General features: G+C 51.6%; 9 protein-coding genes, 1 tRNA gene, 2 rRNA genes and 1 riboswitch. Of the genes, 5 read left to right on the top strand and 7 right to left on the bottom strand.

Annotated features, from left to right (window positions below):
• Positions 1-21 precede the first annotated feature (21 nt).
• Positions 22-909, top strand: coding sequence for a LysR family transcriptional regulator (locus C9J01_RS20305; RefSeq protein ID WP_107299971.1), 888 nt, complete (start codon positions 22-24; stop codon positions 907-909).
• Between the two features lie 84 nt (positions 910-993).
• Here the strand turns inward: C9J01_RS20305 and C9J01_RS20300 are convergent, their stop codons facing one another.
• Positions 994-1551, bottom strand: coding sequence for a single-stranded DNA-binding protein (locus C9J01_RS20300; RefSeq protein WP_107299970.1), 558 nt, complete (start codon positions 1549-1551; stop codon positions 994-996).
• 267 nt (positions 1552-1818) lie between these two features.
• Between C9J01_RS20300 and uvrA the strand changes: the two genes are divergently transcribed.
• Together uvrA and C9J01_RS20290 are read left to right on the top strand one after the other, a co-directional pair.
• A complete protein-coding gene (gene uvrA / locus C9J01_RS20295) occupies positions 1819-4647 on the top strand; it encodes an excinuclease ABC subunit UvrA (protein ID WP_107299969.1) in 2829 nt (942 codons plus the stop codon).
• Positions 4648-4751: 104 nt separating this feature from the next.
• Positions 4752-6497: a PglL family O-oligosaccharyltransferase gene (locus C9J01_RS20290; RefSeq protein ID WP_107299968.1), complete on the top strand. Its 1746-nt coding sequence runs from the start codon at positions 4752-4754 to the stop codon at positions 6495-6497.
• Between the two features lie 70 nt (positions 6498-6567).
• Here C9J01_RS20290 and C9J01_RS20285 read toward each other — a convergent pair whose 3' ends face one another.
• Entirely contained in the window at positions 6568-7686 is a 1119-nt protein-coding gene (locus C9J01_RS20285; protein WP_107299967.1) for a pyridoxal-phosphate-dependent aminotransferase family protein, read from the bottom strand.
• A 255-nt stretch (positions 7687-7941) separates the two neighbouring features.
• Positions 7942-8128, top strand: a riboswitch (Lysine riboswitch).
• 107 nt (positions 8129-8235) lie between these two features.
• Here C9J01_RS20285 and lysC point away from each other — a divergent pair.
• On the top strand, positions 8236-9618 hold the full coding sequence (gene lysC / locus C9J01_RS20280) for a lysine-sensitive aspartokinase 3 (RefSeq protein ID WP_107299966.1): 1383 nt from the start codon (positions 8236-8238) through the stop codon (positions 9616-9618).
• Between the two features lie 79 nt (positions 9619-9697).
• On the opposite strand, the gene metH is transcribed toward lysC, so the two are convergent.
• Positions 9698-13369, bottom strand: coding sequence for a methionine synthase (gene metH / locus C9J01_RS20275; protein ID WP_107299965.1), 3672 nt, complete (start codon positions 13367-13369; stop codon positions 9698-9700).
• A 203-nt stretch (positions 13370-13572) separates the two neighbouring features.
• On the opposite strand from metH, the gene C9J01_RS20270 reads away from it, so the two are divergent.
• Complete coding sequence (locus C9J01_RS20270) at positions 13573-14862, top strand: cation:proton antiporter (protein WP_107299964.1); 1290 nt, start codon at positions 13573-13575, stop codon at positions 14860-14862.
• Between the two features lie 257 nt (positions 14863-15119).
• Here C9J01_RS20270 and metA read toward each other — a convergent pair whose 3' ends face one another.
• The 4 genes from metA to rrf (C9J01_RS20250) all read right to left on the bottom strand — a co-directional run bounded on the left by metA (position 15120) and on the right by rrf (C9J01_RS20250) (position 16684).
• Entirely contained in the window at positions 15120-16061 is a 942-nt protein-coding gene (gene metA / locus C9J01_RS20265; RefSeq protein ID WP_107299963.1) for a homoserine O-acetyltransferase MetA, read from the bottom strand.
• Between the two features lie 260 nt (positions 16062-16321).
• Positions 16322-16437 (bottom strand): 5S ribosomal RNA (gene rrf / locus C9J01_RS20260).
• 8 nt (positions 16438-16445) lie between these two features.
• Positions 16446-16521 (bottom strand) — tRNA-Thr (locus C9J01_RS20255).
• Positions 16522-16568: 47 nt separating this feature from the next.
• Positions 16569-16684: ribosomal RNA gene (rrf, locus tag C9J01_RS20250) — 5S ribosomal RNA — on the bottom strand.
• Positions 16685-16686 lie beyond the last annotated feature (2 nt).

Genomic DNA, 16686 nt, shown 5'->3' with positions numbered 1-16686 from the left:
GCTATAGGGTAATTAACAAACATGGATTGGATCACCTGCACCAAAAGCTTTGTCACTGTTGTCGATCAGGGCTCTCTTGCCCAGGCCGCTACCAAGCTCAACACTTCCAGCTCGGCATTATCCAAGCGCTTGGCGTGGCTGGAAAAGCAGCTCGGCGTACAGTTACTCAAGCGGACCACCCGCAGCCTGACCATGACCGATGCCGGACGCCTTTTCTACCAGCGCAGCGCACGCCTGTTGGATGATTGGCACCAGATGTTGGCAGAGACGACCTCTACCTACGGGGAAGTCAGTGGGGTATTACGGATAGGTGCGCCGCTGGCCGTTGGCAGCCGCTTGCTGGTCAACTACCTGGCCGAGTTTATCGAGGAATACCCCAATATCCAGGTCGAGCTACATACCATTACTCCAGGCCAACTACCGGATCTCAACCTGGATGTGTTTATCAGTAAAGAATTGGCCGACTTCAACTCATCAAGCTACATTGCGACCAAGCTGTTCAACTACAGCAATGGCTTCTATGCCTCCCCCTCCTATTTGGAAGGCAAGCCACTCATTGAAAACCCGGAGCAATTGGCGCAGCACAACTGCCTGATGTACGGCACCCATGGCCACGAACAAGAACACATGTTCGAAAATGATGTCAGGTTGCGGCTAAAGGGGAATCTCACCACCCAGAACCCCGAGGCACTGGTGGCAGCGGCTGTTGCCGGTATGGGGATAATCCTTTCAGGTGAAAATACGGTCAAGCGGGAGCTGAGCAAAGGCCTTTTGGTGCCAGTGTTACCTGAGCTAAAACAACCTGTTAATTCAGCCTATGCCTACTACCCCAAGCTTGACTACAACCACGTCAAAACCAAGCTGTTCATCGATTTTATCAAGGCTAAGTCCAACCCGGCCCAAAGCTAACTGGCAGTAGTTAGCAGGCAATAAAAAGCCCCGCAACAGCGAGGCTTAATATCTTGGTCAACGACCGAACAACACAGCAAGTGCTTAGAACGGAATATCGTCGTCGAAATCCATTGGTGGCTCGTTGTACTGAGGCTGAGGAGCAGCCTGCTGTTGTGGAGCCTGTTGCTGTTGCTGCGGAGCAAAGTTCTGCTGAGGTGCTGCTGCTGGTTGCTGAGGCTGGCCCCAACCACCTTGTTGCTGCTGCTGACCGCCACCCATAGGTGCGCCCATACCCTGACCGCCGCCCTGACGACCGCCAAGCATTTGCATTACACCGTTGAAGCCCTGAACCACAACTTCTGTTGTGAAGCGGTCCTGGCCACTTTGGTCCTGCCACTTACGCGTCTGCAGTTGACCTTCGATGTATACCTGAGAACCTTTGCGCAGGTACTCACCAGCTACTTCAGCTAGCTTGCCAAATAGCGCCACACGGTGCCATTCAGTTTTCTCGCGCTGTTCACCAGTGTTCTTGTCACGCCAGCTTTCAGAGGTGGCAATGGTAATATTGGCTACTGCACCACCACTTGGCATGTAACGGATTTCTGGATCATTACCCAAGTTACCGACTAGGATAACTTTGTTTACGCCACGACTGGCCATAGTTCACTCCGATCTCATTACCGGTGCTGGGAAAGGCCAGCGACCGTTATTGAAAGTTTATACTTAATCGCGAAGTCTATCATGCTTCGCCCCTGATCGAATAGGGCTTAAACTGAGTATTTGGAAGCAAACAACAGCGCGAGCAAGCAACATATAATGGTGCTATTATAACCAGCTCACTGTGTTTTTATACAGCTTTTTCTTTCAAGGCCCTGAGCCCTGTGCAATAATGCCGCAGTCATAAATTAGTCAATAAAGCTCATCGATATGGATAACATTGAAGTCAGGGGTGCCCGTACCCATAACCTCAAGAACATTTCCCTCACGCTGCCTCGGGATCAGCTGATTGTTATCACCGGCCTGTCAGGCTCGGGAAAGTCGTCTCTGGCTTTCGATACCCTGTATGCCGAAGGACAGCGCCGCTACGTCGAATCGCTCTCGGCCTATGCCCGCCAGTTTCTATCATTGATGGAAAAACCGGATGTCGACCATATCGAGGGGCTATCACCAGCGATTTCCATCGAGCAGAAGTCGACCTCGCACAACCCGCGCTCAACCGTCGGTACCATTACCGAAGTCTACGATTACCTGCGTTTGCTCTACGCCCGTGTCGGCGAACCACGTTGCCCGACCCACCATGTTGAGTTGGCCGCCCAAACCGTCAGCCAGATGGTCGACAAAGTGCTTGAGTTGCCAGAAGGCAGCAAGATGATGCTACTTGCCCCTATCGTCAAAGAACGTAAGGGTGAACACGTCAAGACCTTGGCCAACCTCGCTGCCCAGGGCTATATCCGTGCCCGTATCGATGGTGAGGTCTGTGACTTGTCTGATCCACCGACGTTGGAGTTGCACAAGAAGCACACTATCGAAGTGGTCGTCGACCGCTTCAAGGTCCGTGATGACCTCCAGCAGCGTCTGGCAGAGTCGTTCGAAACCGCCCTGGAACTTTCAGGTGGTAACGTTGTTGTCAGCCCGATGACCGACGGCGAGCATGAAGAGATCGTATTCTCAGCCAACTTTGCCTGCCCGCACTGTGGCTACAGTATGCAGGAACTGGAACCTCGCCTGTTTTCGTTCAACAATCCGGCCGGGGCCTGTGGCACCTGTGACGGCTTGGGTGTCCAGCAGTTCTTCGACCCTGACCGGGTGGTACAAAATGGTGAACTAAGCCTATCTGGCGGGGCGATCCGTGGCTGGGACAAACGTAATTTCTACTATTTCCAGATGCTCAAGTCGCTGGCCGAACATTATGGCTTCGATGTCGAAGCACCATTCGATAGCCTGCCAAAGAAAATCCAGAACGTGATCCTTAGCGGCTCGGGCAAGACAGAGATTGAATTCAAATACATCAATGACCGGGGTGACATCACGGTACGCCGCCATCCGTTTGAGGGGATCCTCAATAATATGGAGCGCCGCTACCGCGAGACCGAATCCAACTCAGTACGCGAAGATCTGATCAAGTTTGTCTCGACCAAGCCGTGTAGCAGTTGTGGAGGCTCCCGCCTACGCCTCGAAGCCCGTAACGTTTTCATTGCTGATACTACGCTACCGACCGTGAGCGAGATGAGTATCAGTGAAGCGATGGATTTCTTTAACCAATTGGCTCTGACTGGGCAAAAGGCCAAAATCGCCGAGAAAGTCCTCAAAGAGATCAATGACAGGTTGAGCTTTCTGGTCAATGTCGGCCTTAACTACCTCAACTTATCCCGCAGCGCCGAGACCCTGTCCGGCGGTGAAGCCCAGCGTATCCGCCTAGCGAGCCAGATCGGTGCCGGCCTAGTCGGTGTAATGTACGTACTGGATGAGCCATCGATCGGCCTCCACCAGCGTGACAACGAGCGCCTACTCAAGACCCTGACCCATCTACGCGATCTCGGGAATACCGTTATTGTGGTTGAGCACGACGAAGATGCTATCCGCATGGCCGACCATGTTATCGATATCGGCCCGGGAGCCGGTGTCCACGGTGGTAACGTGATTGCCGAAGGTAAGCTGGCTGATATCGTCGCCAACGATAACTCATTGACGGGCCAGTACCTCAGCGGTAAGAAATGCATCGCAGTACCAGAGCAGCGTGTTGCGATGGATCCAGAGAAAACCGTCAAGCTACTGGGTGCAACGGGCAATAACCTCAAAGACGTCGATGTTGAAATCCCTGTCGGCCTATTTACCTGTATTACCGGGGTGTCCGGCTCAGGCAAGTCGACCCTGATCAACGATACCTTCTTCCAGATAGCCCACCACCAACTCAACGGTGCAACATCGGGTCAGGCAGCGCCGTATCGTGAAATCCAGGATATCGAGCATTTCGACAAAGTCATTGATATTGACCAGAGCCCAATTGGCCGTACGCCGCGCTCTAACCCTGCGACCTATACCGGGATCTTCACCCCAATCCGTGAATTGTTTGCCGGTACCCAGGAATCACGTTCGCGTGGCTACAAGCCGGGCCGCTTCAGTTTCAACGTCAAGGGTGGCCGCTGTGAGGCGTGTCAGGGAGATGGTGTTATCAAGGTAGAGATGCACTTCCTTCCGGATGTCTATGTACCGTGTGATGCCTGTAAGGGTAAGCGCTACAACCGTGAAACCCTTGAGGTACGCTACAAGGGCAAGACCATCGACGAGGTGCTGGAGCTGACGGTAGAAGATGCCCGTGAGTTCTTCGATGCGGTACCGGCTATTGCGCGGAAACTGCAGACCCTGATTGATGTCGGCCTGTCCTACATCCGCCTCGGTCAAGCCGCTACCACCTTGTCTGGTGGTGAAGCGCAGCGGGTCAAACTGGCACGCGAACTCTCCAAGCGCGATACCGGTAAAACCCTGTATATCTTGGATGAGCCGACAACCGGCCTACACTTCCATGATATCCAGCAGTTGCTCAATGTCCTGCACCGCCTACGTGACCACGGCAATACCATTGTGGTGATCGAGCATAACCTTGATGTTATCAAAACAGCGGACTGGATCATCGACCTTGGCCCCGAAGGCGGTAGTGGTGGCGGTGAAATCATTGCAACCGGTACACCTGAACAAGTGGCACAGATCGCAGGTTCGCACACTGCCCGCTTCCTCAAGCCTTTGCTGCCAGAGTGAACGCCAGTACAATAGCTCTGGCAACCTAACCGATGACGATAAACCGGGCTTGCAACCAAGCCCGGTTTTGTTTGAGTAAGACAGTGGGATCCAACACAACTACCATGACAGTGTTATACGTAAAAGGCACCAACCTTGCCGAGAAAGGGATCAGCAAGCCGATGATCAAGCCCTTCTTGGTGTCACTCGGGATCTTATTCCTGCTTGCCATGCACTACTTCCAGCATAATCCTGGTGGTTCAGGCCTTGAGCTATCATTCAATGCCATGAGCTGGATCCCATTTAGCTTTGCCATCGCTTTTGGCCTACTGGAAATTTGCCGTCAGCGGATATGGCGCTACTCGCGGCTGACTATTGTCCTTGCGGTTTGCTGTGTGTTGCTGACACTCCCAGTGTTTTATCCCAATGCCGATACAAGCCAAAGCCTACCCCGGCTATTGGGCCTGTGGGCGGGCCTGCTGTTTTTCGTCGGTTTGCAGCAATTCTCGTTCAACCACAAGCAACGCCAACGCATGTTGTGGTTTGTCCTTGCCGCGGTCTGGATCCAATCAGGCTTTGGCTGGGTACAATTCACGCTCCTCGAGCCCGGCAACCCTATCGGTTATGACACCATAGCCAACCGCCCCTATGGTATTTTCCAGCAGCCTAACGTCATGGCCAGCTTCCTCGCTACCGGCTTAGTGCTCTCTGGTTACCTGCTGGCACGTATTCCGATGTACCGTGGGAAATGGAGCTGGCAGCAATGTTTCCTACTGCTAACTCCTGTAGTCACCCTACCGATCCTTGTCGTACTGAGCTCGCGCACTGGCTGGCTCGGCGCCGTTGTCGGGACCGTACTGCTTATCCCATACCTGCGCCGTTTTGCAGCCAAGGCACAATGGCGAATGTGGTTATTGATGATAGTACTGGGGCTCAGTGTTTCCTGGCATATCAATAGTTCAACAGGTTGGTCACCACAGGAAAACCGCTTGAGCTTGGTGAGTGCTCGCGCAATGCATATTCCTCAAGCGACCGAGATGTTCCTCAACCAACCATTGACCGGTTACGGCTACGGCACGTTTGAAGTCAGCTACATCACCCAAACGGCAAGATGGCATCACGATAACCCAGACAGCCCGGCTGGGATGGCAGCCCTCACCCACCCACATAACGAACTGGTCTTCTGGGCTGCTGAAGGAGGCATTGTTCCTCTGTTAGCGTTATTGGCAGCTGCGGCAGCCGTATTCCTGAAGATAAAGAAAGCACGGGAAGGTACTCAACTCGCTCTGATTGGCTTGTTCTTCCCCATCGTCTTGCACTCCCAATTGGAGTACCCGTTCTACCACTCCCTGGTGCACTGGGTCATATTCATCCTGCTTATTTATTGGGTCGATAACCTAACGGCCAAGTACTACAAAAAGCGGATGGACTATATCCTTTCGATACGGGCGCTGGTGCTAACCGTCCCGCTCGCCACCACCGGGTTTATGGCGACGACCCTCTATTCAGGTGCCCAACTGACCAAATATGAAACCAGCCAACCGGCCAATGTGGACTACCTGCTCCGAGTCAACAACCCATGGGCATGGAAAGACCGGTTTGAGTGGGATTTGCACCTTACCCAACTGCAGCTTGGCATTGCCAGTGATAACCCGGCTCTGGTTCAGGAGTACATCAATTGGGCCCAGAATAAAGCCAAACAGTGGCCGCGCCCGGATCTATACCAGAACCTGATCACGGCACATGGACAACTAGGGCAACAAGAACAAGCTGCACAAATATTGGATGAGGCCCAGTACCTGTACCCTGGCCATGCCTTTACAGCGCCAGCGGCCTTAGCACCACCAGAAGAAGGGCCGGAGGCCCCTTGATTATCGACATAAATAAAAATGGCTACCTAACGGTAGCCATTTTTTTGTTAACTAGCTGGTTAATTGGAAATTACTTCAGCGTCGTTTCCAGTGCGCGCAGGCACAGGGCGACATTTTCACTACGGGCAGCATAACCCATCAAACCGATACGCCAGGCCTTACCGGCCAAGGCACCAAGGCCTGCACCAATTTCCAGATTGTAACGCTCCAACAGGGTCTTCCTGACTTCAGCATCATCAATACCGTCAGGAATGTAGACCGCATTGAGCTGAGGCAGGCGGTGGGCTTCATCGACGACGAACTCAATCCCTAACTGCTCCAAGCCTTCACGGAGCTCTAAATGAGCATCTTTATGGCGCTGCCAAGCATTTTCCAAACCTTCGTTATGCAGTAAAACCAAGGCTTCATGTAATGCATATAGGCTATTAACTGGCGCAGTATGGTGATAGCTACGCTTGCCCTCACCGCTCCAGTACCCAAGTACTAGGCTCTGATCAAGGAACCAACTTTGTACTGGTGCCTGACGGCCCTGGATTTTAGCTACCGCTTTTTCCGAGAAAGTCAGTGGCGATAAACCCGGAACACAAGACAGGCATTTCTGGCTGCCAGAATAGACCGCGTCCAGCTGCCACTCATCCACCAGCAAAGGCACACCACCCAAAGAGGTTACTGCATCCACAATCGTCAAGCAGTCATGCTCACGGGCTAGCTTGGCAATTGCCTCAGCATCACTTAGTGCACCGGTTGAGGTTTCAGCATGGACAAAAGCAACGATTTTCGCATCCGGGTTGCTTTCTAGTGCTTGGGCGACCAAGTTAGGATCAACGGGCTCACCCCAGTTGTTATCGACCATCACGGCAACACCACCGCAGCGCTCGACATTCTCACGCATACGATCACCAAACACACCATTGCGGCATACAATCACTTTATCGCCCGGCTCAACCAAATTAACAAAGCAGGCTTCCATACCGGCACTGCCCGGTGCGGAAACGGCAATGGTAAAGGTATTTTGGGTTTGGAAAGCGTATTGCAGCAGTTGCTTGAGCTCATCCATCATGCCGATGAATAGCGGATCAAGGTGGCCAATGGTTGGGCGGCTCAGGGCCTGTAGCACCTGCGGGTAGATATCTGAAGGACCCGGCCCCATGAGGGTTCGCTGTGGTGGGTAGAAGCTACCAATCGTCATTATTGTTTTCCTCCCTGGCAGTAAGCGTGACAGTAAATCGTTATTGTAAGGTACTGATTGACTATATCAGCAATGAGCTAATTATGCTTATACCAAATCGCCACCACCTTCTAGCACAAAGAACCCATCACCATTTGTGACAATTTTTTGCAAAATTTATGCATATTTTATTTCTATGTAATTGACAACATACCTGTAAATCCGGTTCAATGTAGATCGTTTTTTGTTCATCCTGAAGAAAGGTTTTTCTCAGGTGAAGACAGAAGAGGAGCGTTACCCAGGTATCTTGATTGCGGGGCCCCACCCCGAAGCAGTCTGGAGAGGGGGAGTAACGCCGAGATACGACATGACAGGGGGCATGGCGTATCGGCTACGAAGGTTGAATCCTTCTGGCTGTCACCTATTCACCCTGGTAATGAATAGGTGGGGAGCTTCTGGTTGTTGTATCAGTTTACATCTTACCTTTTTGCTCTCCTGACTTTTTGTCGGGACTACCATCCCGAGCCCCCTGTTAATTGCGTTTTACTCTTTAATACTGGGAGACTCGTTGTGAGCTTTGTCGAAAATAACTTTACTATTCCTCCACCGATAACCGTAGCGAAATTTGGCGGTACTAGCGTAGCCGATCATGCCGCCATGAGCCGAAGTGCCAAGATCATCAAGGAAAACCCTGCTGCTAAAGTAGTTTTGATCAGTGCATGTTCCGGCGTTACTAACCTGCTAGTTGAACTTGCAAACGGAATTGCCGATAACGAGCAGCGCTCCCAACGGCTACATAAATTGACTTCTATCCACCAGAACATTATCGACCAACTGGCCCAGCCAGATGCTGTCGCTGGCCACATAGAACAACTTATCAATGACGTGGCAAGCCTCGCCGAACAGGCCGCCGAAGCACCATCGACTAAGCTGACCGATCAGCTGGTTGCCCATGGTGAACTACTGTCGACGCATTTATTTACCCAAATTCTGAACGAAATGGGGGCATCAGCCCAACGTTTCGATATTCGCTCTGTCATGCGTACCGACAGCCAATTCGGCAAGGCCATCCCTGAGGTCGACACTATCCGCCAGCTTGCTGATGCCCAGCTCCAGCCATTGCTGGAAGGCGAGACAGTTATCGTCTCCCAAGGCTTTATCGGCTCAGACGCTAACGGGGAAACCACGACCCTAGGCCGTGGCGGCAGTGATTACAGTGCAGCTCTTGTTGCTGAAGCTATCAGTGCTGGAACCCTGGAAATCTGGACTGACGTACCGGGCATGTACACCACCGACCCGCGTATCACCGCTAATGCCAAGCCAATCAGCGAAATCAGCTTCAGCGAAGCCTCTGAAATGGCCAACTTCGGTGCCAAGATCCTCCACCCGTCGACCTTGCTACCAGCGGTCCGCCAGCAGATCCCAGTATTTATAGGATCATCCAAGGCACCAGAGCAAGGCGGCACATGGATCCGCCAGCAAGTGAGCGAGCCGCCTAAGTTCCGCGCCCTCGCCCTGCGCTGTAACCAGACCATGGTTACCCTGACTAGCCTAAATATGTTCCATGCCTATGGCTTCTTGTCTGAGGTATTCCGCATTCTTGCTGAGCACAAGATTTCGGTTGACTTGATCACTACCTCTGAAGTCAGTGTGTCACTAACACTGGATCAAACCGATACCGGTGGCGGCGCGCCAAGCCTGCCTGCTTCGGCTATGGAGCAACTTAGCAAGCTTTGCCGCGTAGAAGTCGAGCAAGACCTTTGTCTGGTTGCCCTGATAGGTAACGAGCTTGGTGATGCCCCAGGCGCAGCAACCCAGGTATTCAGCCGTTTGGATGACTACAGCCCACGCATGATCTGTTTCGGCGCCAGCACCCATAACCTGTGCTTCCTAGTGAAGACGGAAGAATCACGCGAAGTGATCAAAGTGCTGCACCAAGGTTTGTTTGAGTAAGGCCAAACAGATAAGATTCTGATTAGTCGAAAAGTAAAAGGCGCTCATTGAGCGCCTTTTTTATTGTTGAGAAAATCTATTAGCCGTTGAGGTTCGGCCCCAGCCATTTCTCGGCTTCGACCAAATCCCAGCCCTTGCGATCAGCATAGCTGTCACGCTGATCATCTTGGATCTGGGCGATCGCAAAGTATCGCGAGTCTGGATGAGAGAAGTACCAACCCGAGACAGACGCACCCGGCCACATAGCATAGCTGGTCGTCAGTGACATACCGATGGTCTCTTCTACCTGTAATAGCTCCCACAGCGACCCTTTTTCGGTATGCTCAGGACATGCCGGGTAGCCCGGTGCAGGACGGATCCCTTGGTATTTCTCACGGATCAGATCATCGTTGGACAAATCCTCATCCGGCGAATAGCCCCAGATATCCTTTCGCACCTGCGCATGCAAGTATTCGGCAAACGCTTCTGCCAAACGGTCGGCCACAGCCTGGATCATAATCGCGTTGTAGTCATCGCCCGCCGCTTTATAAGCATCGGCCAGCTCGCGCTCACCAATACCACCAGTTACTGCAAAGGCACCAATCCAATCGGCTTTCCCGCTTTCCTTCGGCGCAATATAGTCCGACAGGCAATAGTTGAAGCCCTTCGGCTTTTCGGTTTGCTGACGCAAGTTATGAAGCACCTTGGCCACTTCGGTGCGCGACTCATCGGTGTACACCTCGATATCATCACCGACACTGTTGGCCGGGAACATAGCACACATCCCCCGGGCCTTGAGCAAACCTTCCTGCTCAACCCTGTCAAGTAAGTCATTGGCGTCTTTAAACAAACGACGCGCTTCCTCACCCACCTCTTCATGGTCGAGGATGGCCGGATACTTGCCCATCAGTGACCAGGTCATAAAGAACGGGGTCCAGTCGATATACTGGCGCAGGGTGGCAATATCGAAGTTATCGAAGACCTGCACACCAGATTTCAGAGGAGCCGGCGGGGTGTAACTATCCCAATCAATCGCTACTTTGTTTGCTCGTGCAACATCTAGGGAAACCGGTTTGGTCTTTGGACGCTTGCGGCTATGCTGGTCACGTACCCTGACATAATCGGCATCAAGCTTTTCGACAAAAGCAGGGCGCAATTCATCAGACAGCAGTGAGGTACACACGCCAACAGCACGGGAGGCATTGTTCACATACACCACTGGATGGCTGTAGTTCTGCTCGATCTTCACCGCAGTATGAGCCTTGGATGTCGTCGCACCGCCGATCAGCAGCGGTAGGTCGAAGCCTTGGCGCTCCATCTCTTTCGCCACATGGACCATCTCGTCGAGGGATGGTGTAATCAGGCCAGACAGGCCGATAATGTCGACGTTCTCTTCCTTGGCAACCTTGAGGATTTTCTCGCACGGTACCATCACACCGAGATCGATGATCTCGTAGTTATTACACTGCAGTACCACACCAACAATATTCTTGCCGATATCGTGGACGTCGCCTTTTACCGTTGCCAGCAAGATCTTGCCGTTTGTCGCACCCGCTTGTTTCGCAGCGTTAATATAAGGCTCGAGGTGGGCAACCGCCTGTTTCATTACCCGGGCAGATTTCACCACCTGCGGCAGGAACATCTTGCCTTCACCGAACAGGTCACCAACCACGTTCATGCCATCCATCAACGGCCCCTCGATCACTTCAAGCGGCTTGGAGGCATTGAGACGCGCTTCTTCGGTATCTTCGACGATAAACTCGGTGATCCCCTTGACCAAAGCATGCTCAAGGCGCTTTTCTACCGGCCAGGTACGCCACTCAAGAGCTGACGCATCGTCTTCCTTGCCTACGCCTTTATTGGCATATTCCGCAGCGATATCCAGCAGGCGCTCTGTCGAGTCATCACGGCGGTTCAGGACCACATCCTCTACCGCTTCACGCAATTTCTCAGGTACGTTGTCGTAAATTTCTAGCTGACCTGCATTGACGATCCCCATATCCATACCGTTCTTGAAACAGTGATACAGGAATACGGCATGGATAGCTTCACGGACGTAATTGTTACCACGGAATGAGAACGAGACGTTAGATACGCCACCAGAAATCATGGCATGAGGTAGGTCGCGCTTGATGTCCGCGACCGCTTCGATGAAGTCAACCGCATAGTTGTTGTGCTCTTCAATACCAGTCGCAACCGCAAAGATATTCGGGTCAAAAATGATATCTTCCGGCGGGAAGCCAACTTCATCAACCAAAATACGGTAGGCATTGGTACAGATCTCCAGCTTGCGCTGGCGGGTTTCGGCCTGACCAACTTCATCGAACGCCATCACGATCACTGCTGCACCGTAGCGGCGGATCAGCTTGGCCTGCTCAACAAATTTCTCTTTGCCTTCCTTGAGCGAGATGGAGTTAACTATCCCCTTACCCTGAATACATTTCAGGCCAGCCTCAATGACTTCCCACTTCGAGGAGTCGACCATGATAGGTACTTTGGAAATCTCTGGCTCGGAAGCACACAGGTTGAGGAATCGCACCATGCACGCTTCGGCATCCAGCATCCCTTCATCCATGTTGATGTCGATGATCTGGGCACCGTTTTCTACCTGCTGGCGGGCAACTTCCAGCGCCTCGTCATACAGTTCTTCTTTGATCAAGCGTTTGAAGCGGGCCGAGCCGGTCACGTTGGTTCGCTCACCCACGTTGACGAACAAGGTATCTTTTTCAATGGTCAGCGGCTCAAGACCAGACAAACGGCAGGCTACCGGTAACTCAGGCAACGCTCGAGGGGCAATGTCTGCCACCACTTCGGCCATCTGTCGAATATGCTCAGGTGTGGTACCACAACAACCACCCACTAAGTTTAGGAACCCGCTTTCAGCCCACTCTTGAATATGGCTCGCCATCTCTTCCGGTGACAGATCATACTCACCGAAGGCATTGGGTAGGCCAGCATTTGGGTGGGCAGAGACGGCACATTCAGAGATACGCGACAACTCTTCGACATACTGGCGCAGTTCGTCAGGTCCCAGAGCACAGTTCAGGCCAAATGAAATAGGGTTAACATGGCGTAGGGCATTATAAAATGCCTCGGTAGTCTGGCCCGACAGGGTACGGCCTGATGCATCGGTAATCGTGCCGGAAATCATCACCGGCAACGAATAGCCCAACTCTTCAAATACGGTATCGACCGCAAAGGCACACGCCTTGGCATTGAGGGTATCGAAAATCGTCTCGATAAGGATGATGTCTGAGCCACCCTCGATCAATGCGCGGGTCGATTCGGCATACGCCTCGACCAACTGGTCAAAGGTAACATTGCGGAAACCAGGATCGTTTACATCCGGCGATATGGAACAGGTACGGTTGGTCGGGCCTAATACACCGGCCACAAATCGCGGCTTGTCCGGTGTCTTTGCCGTCCACTCGTCGGCCACTTGACGGGCAAGCTTGGCCGCTTCGAGATTGATCTCGGCACTCAACGCTTCCATCTCATAATCAGCCATCGCGATGGTGGTTGCGTTGAATGTATTGGTCTCTAGGATATCCGCACCAGCCTCAAGGTATGAGGCATGGATATCCTTGATCAATTGTGGTTGGGTCAATACCAGTAAATCGTTGTTGCCCTTGAGGTCCATGTGCCAGTCGGCAAAACGCTCACCACGGTAATCTTGCTCTTCCAGCTTATAGCCCTGGATCATGGTGCCCATGCCACCATCAATGATCAGGATCTGCTCTGCCAAGCGCTTATTTAGTAAATCCTTGCCCATCAACACCGCTTTACTTCCTTATCTAATGTTACAGCTAGTTCACATCCTACCATAGCAAAAATGGAAATCTAGACGTCTAAAGGGCTTTTCGTTGATTAATTTTTAACTCATTGTAAGAAATTAAAGATAGCTATCGGACAGCGATAGATTTATATTTTGACACAATTTTCAGCTTTACTTTCAAACACCATCGAGGTCACTGGATGTCAGTTTACAGCACCCTCTGTTTCCTGGCGGCAGCAGCAATGCTTATCGCCTTTATAAACAGCAAAATAGGAAAAATGCAGACCACTATCGCCATCACTGCTGGGGCGTTGGTGCTATCTCTGGGCATCATTGTTGCCGGGCATAACGGCTGGTTCCACTTAGAAGACATTGCTGCAAGCCAGCTCGGCGAGATCAACTTCGAGAACTTCCTACTCAAGGGGATTCTGGGTTTCTTGCTGTTCGCGGGTGGCTTGGGGATCAAACTCCCCCATCTAGAAGACCAAAAGTGGGAAATCACCACACTGGCCCTTGCCGCCACTTTATTCTCAACCTTCTTTATCGGCTTTTCCCTGTGGGGTATTTGTCAGGCGCTCGGTATCCAGCTCGACTTGATCTATTGCTTGATTTTCGGCTCGCTGATCTCGCCAACCGACCCGATTGCCGTGCTCGCTATTGTAAAAAAACTCGATGCGCCAAAGCGTATTTCTACCCAAATTGAGGGCGAATCTTTATTCAATGACGGCTTCGGCCTTGTCATTTTCGTTACCCTATTTACCATCGCTTTTGGTAACGAAGCCCCTACCGTTCTTGGTGTTGGCCAACTCTTCCTGCAAGAGGCTATCGGCGGTATCGCCTACGGTTTCGCCCTAGGGCTTATTTTCCATTACCTGATCAGCTCGACCAATGACCACTCAATGGAACTTCTGCTCACGCTGGGCATACCGACTGCCGGCTATGTGTTTGCTGATGTCATCAACGTTTCAGGACCATTGGCTATGGTAGTTTCAGGTATCATGATCGGTAACTGGACCCGCTATATTGGCTTCTCGAAGGAAAGTGAAGATCACCTCGACCACTTCTGGGAGTTGGTCGATGAGTTCCTCAATGGCGTGCTGTTCCTATTGATTGGTATGAGTATGCTGCAGTTCAGCTTCCACCAGGAAGACTGGGTCTTGATGGTCGTTGCTGTACCACTAGTACTGCTTAGCCGTTACCTCAGCGTTAAGTTCTCCTACATCGGTTTCAACCGCTACCGCGACTACAACCCGATGTCGGTTAAAATCCTAACCTGGGGTGGCTTGCGCGGTGGCCTAGCCCTTGCAATGGCGATGGCAGTTCCAGCAGGGGTGATGGTGATCCCTGACAAGAACATTGATGTGCGGGAAATTATGCTGGTGATGACCTACTCAGTGGTCGTGTTCTCAATATTGGTTCAGGGCTCGACGATTACCCCGCTGATCCACAAAGCCAAATTGTGGGAAGCCGAGAATAGCCCAAGCAAATAGACATGATAAAAAAAGACCTGCTTCTGCAGGTCTTTTAGTTATAACAACACGTGAATTCATGCATCAGGATAAAATTTCAAAACCTACCCACCAGGGACGGTCGGGGCTGGCCTTCCAGGGTTGGAGCGACATGGATGTCTTTTTTGCGTTTTTGAAATTTTCATTCTGGTGCATGGAGTAACATGAATAGAAAAGTATAAGCAGAATTAATGCACGAAAAGACCTGCTTCAGCAGGTCTTTTTTATTCGGCAACAAACTATTCATCTGTGGTGAAGTTGGCTGCCGAGAAGTGCTCCAAATCATAAGGAGTCTGCTGGTAGACACAGTAGTTTAGCCAGTTGGAAAACAGCAGGTGACCATGGCTACGCCAGCTGGCAATGGGTGGGTTGTCTGGATTATTATCAGGATAGTAGTTCACCGGTACATTTGGCTCCATCCCTTCCCCGACATCCCTTACATACTCATTATGCAGAGTATCAACGTCATACTCCGGGTGACCGGTTACAAACACATTTCGCTTGTCTTTGGTCGATGCCAAGTACACACCGGCCTGCTCAGACGTCGCCAGAATATCTAGATCAGTATGCTCTTCCAAGTACTCTGGTGAGAAATCGGCAAAACGAGAATGTGGCGCCAAAAATGAATCATCAAAGCCACGCAGGATCGGATTGTGGCAATCATGAATACGGTGCCAATAGACCCCTGATAACTTCTCCTTACGGGTACGCTTAGGCAGGTCGTACAGTAGCTTCAAACCAGCCTGGGCTGCCCAGCACACAAACAGCGTCGAAGTCACATGCTCTTTGGCCCAGTTCATGATGGTCTGAATTTCTTCCCAATACAGTACATCTTCAAACTGCACCAAGCCAAGCGGAGCACCCGTTACTATCAAGCCATCGAAGTTACGGTCTTTCACCATTTCGAATTGACGGTAGAAGGTATCGAGATGCTCTGTCGGCGTATTCTTGGTAGGCCGGTTGTCTATACGGAGCAATTCAACATCGACCTGCAGCGGGCTATTGGACAGCAGGCGCAAGAACTGGGTTTCCGTCTCTATCTTCTTTGGCATCAGGTTAAGCAGCAGCACCTTCAAAGGACGGATTTCCTGACTCGAAGCACGGGCTTCCGACATCACGAAGATATTTTCTCCCCGTAGGATATCGGTTGCGGGTAATTTGTCAGGGATCTTAATCGGCATGGGTGCTTCTCCTTAAACGTGTTTCCCGCCTAAACCTCTTAATAAAGCCAAAATGGCCAAGAGATGTTTAGACGTCCAGATTTCTAAATAAAACTATAAGAGATCACTCGCGGGCGCAAGTAAAAGAAGATTAAAAGAATAGAAGATGTGCCACCTAAAGGTGAGAAATACTCATGAAGCAGAGAGAATTTTTAAGAACGGTGATTTTCTGTTGTTCAGATATGAAAAAACCCAGCCGTTAGGCTGGGTTTAGAAGAGGTGTTCAGCAATGACCTACTCTCACATGGGGAGGCCCCACACTACCATCGGCGCTACAACGTTTCACTTCTGAGTTCGGCATGGGATCAGGTGGTACCGCTGTGCTATTGTCGCTGAACAAAATCGTGGTGCTAGTACCCAGATTTGAACTGGGGACCTCACCCTTACCAAGGGTGCGCTCTACCAACTGAGCTATACCAGCACGCAATTCTGCGTGAAACCCGCGTTTGCGAATTTCTGAAATTGGAAGCCTGGCGATGTCCTACTCTCACATGGGGAGGCCCCACACTACCATCGGCGCTATTACGTTTCACTACTGAGTTCGGCATGGGATCAGGTGGGTCCATAATGCTATGGTCGCCAAGCA

It is taken from the genome of Photobacterium rosenbergii, from assembly GCF_003026455.1.
In the GTDB taxonomy this organism is placed as follows: domain Bacteria; phylum Pseudomonadota; class Gammaproteobacteria; order Enterobacterales; family Vibrionaceae; genus Photobacterium; species Photobacterium rosenbergii.
The sequence above is the reverse complement of the archived record's forward strand: the minus strand, read 5'-3'. Positions and strand labels throughout refer to the sequence as shown.

Coding starts and splice junctions, on each gene's coding strand:
- C9J01_RS20290 (WP_107299968.1), top strand. CDS start 4,752: ATGACAGTGTTATACGTAAAAGGCACCAACCTTGCCGAGAAAGGGATC.
- C9J01_RS20305 (WP_107299971.1), top strand. CDS start 22: ATGGATTGGATCACCTGCACCAAAAGCTTTGTCACTGTTGTCGATCAG.
- C9J01_RS20285 (WP_107299967.1), bottom strand. CDS start 7,686: ATGACGATTGGTAGCTTCTACCCACCACAGCGAACCCTCATGGGGCCG.
- metH (WP_107299965.1), bottom strand. CDS start 13,369: ATGGGCAAGGATTTACTAAATAAGCGCTTGGCAGAGCAGATCCTGATC.
- C9J01_RS20300 (WP_107299970.1), bottom strand. CDS start 1,551: ATGGCCAGTCGTGGCGTAAACAAAGTTATCCTAGTCGGTAACTTGGGT.
- metA (WP_107299963.1), bottom strand. CDS start 16,061: ATGCCGATTAAGATCCCTGACAAATTACCCGCAACCGATATCCTACGG.
- C9J01_RS20270 (WP_107299964.1), top strand. CDS start 13,573: ATGTCAGTTTACAGCACCCTCTGTTTCCTGGCGGCAGCAGCAATGCTT.
- uvrA (WP_107299969.1), top strand. CDS start 1,819: ATGGATAACATTGAAGTCAGGGGTGCCCGTACCCATAACCTCAAGAAC.